The sequence below is a fragment of the Mesotoga sp. HF07.pep.5.2.highcov genome, from assembly GCF_003666285.1.
Lineage (GTDB): Bacteria > Thermotogota > Thermotogae > Petrotogales > Kosmotogaceae > Mesotoga > Mesotoga prima.
On the sequence record NZ_JFHJ01000560.1, the window covers coordinates 1 to 1,156 of the forward strand.

Below are 1,156 nucleotides of genomic sequence, written 5' to 3' on the forward strand. Positions count from 1 at the left end.
AGAGGCACGCTTATATGGAGGGGATCAAAAGTGGAACAGCCTATTGTGAGAGCAGTGACTTCGGATCAGGATATCGTGAAAGTCGTTCTGCAGGAGGTGCCTGACAGACCGGGAATAGCGGCGAGAGTTCTGAAGACCCTTGCCGAGCAGAACGTCAACATCGACATGATAATACAGAGTATGAGAAGCGGGGATTACAACACGATGGCCTTTACTATCCAGGCAAGCGATCTCGAAAAGCTGAAGCAAGACGTACTTAAGTCGAGGAGCGAAGCCAGAGAAATCACCGTCGAAGGCGCCATCGCAAAACTCTCCATTGTCGGAGTAAACCTTACTGCCACTCCCGCTATTGCGGCGACGCTCTTCGAGACCCTTGCTAACGAGGGCATCAACATAGACATGATCAGCGCAAGCAACAGCAGGATTTCCGTCGTAATAGACAACAAGAAAGTGAGTCTTGCCGTTAACGCCATTCACAGCGCCTTCAACCTGGAGGAGATCATATGAAGGGAGTCATAGAGAGTTATGAGAACTTTCTGCCTATAACACCGAAGACTCCAAGAATAACGCTTCTAGAAGGGAACACTCCCTTGATCTTCCTTGAGAACATAAGCAGGCAGTTCGGGGTGAAAGTCTATGTGAAGTATGAAGGCGCAAATCCGACGGGCTCCTTCAAAGACAGGGGGATGGTCCTTGCAATTGCAAAAGCGATCGAAGAAGGCTCAAGAGCGGTTATCTGCGCCTCGACAGGGAACACCTCTGCCTCTGCGGCGGCGTACTCCGCCCGGACCGGCCTGAAATCGATAATTCTGATCCCTGAGGGTAAGATCGCCATAGGAAAGCTAGCACAGGCAATGATCTACGGGGCAAAGGTAATCCAGATAGACGGGAACTTCGATAACTGCCTTGAACTGGCCAAGAAGATCTCTGAGAACTATCCCGTTACGCTCGTGAACAGTCTAAATCCTTACAGACTAGAAGGTCAGAAAACGGCCGCCTTCGAGATCATAGATGTTTTGGGACGTGCCCCGGACTATCACTTCATCCCTGTGGGAAACGCGGGCAACATTTCCGCCTATTGGATGGGCTACAGGGAGTACCGTGAGAAGGGACTGTCGGAATCCCTTCCCAGAATGATGGGCTTTCAGGCAGAGGG

At 51.0% G+C, this 1,156-nt stretch carries 2 protein-coding genes; both read left to right on the top strand.

Going from position 1 to position 1,156, the window contains the following annotated elements:
* On the top strand, window positions 1-507 hold a 507-nt coding region (locus BG32_RS11890; RefSeq protein ID WP_121526892.1), incomplete at its 5' end, for an ACT domain-containing protein.
* Window positions 504-1,156, top strand: a 653-nt coding sequence (gene thrC / locus BG32_RS11895; RefSeq protein ID WP_121526893.1) for a threonine synthase, incomplete at its 3' end; no start/stop codon positions are given. The genes BG32_RS11890 and thrC, both read left to right, overlap by 4 nt.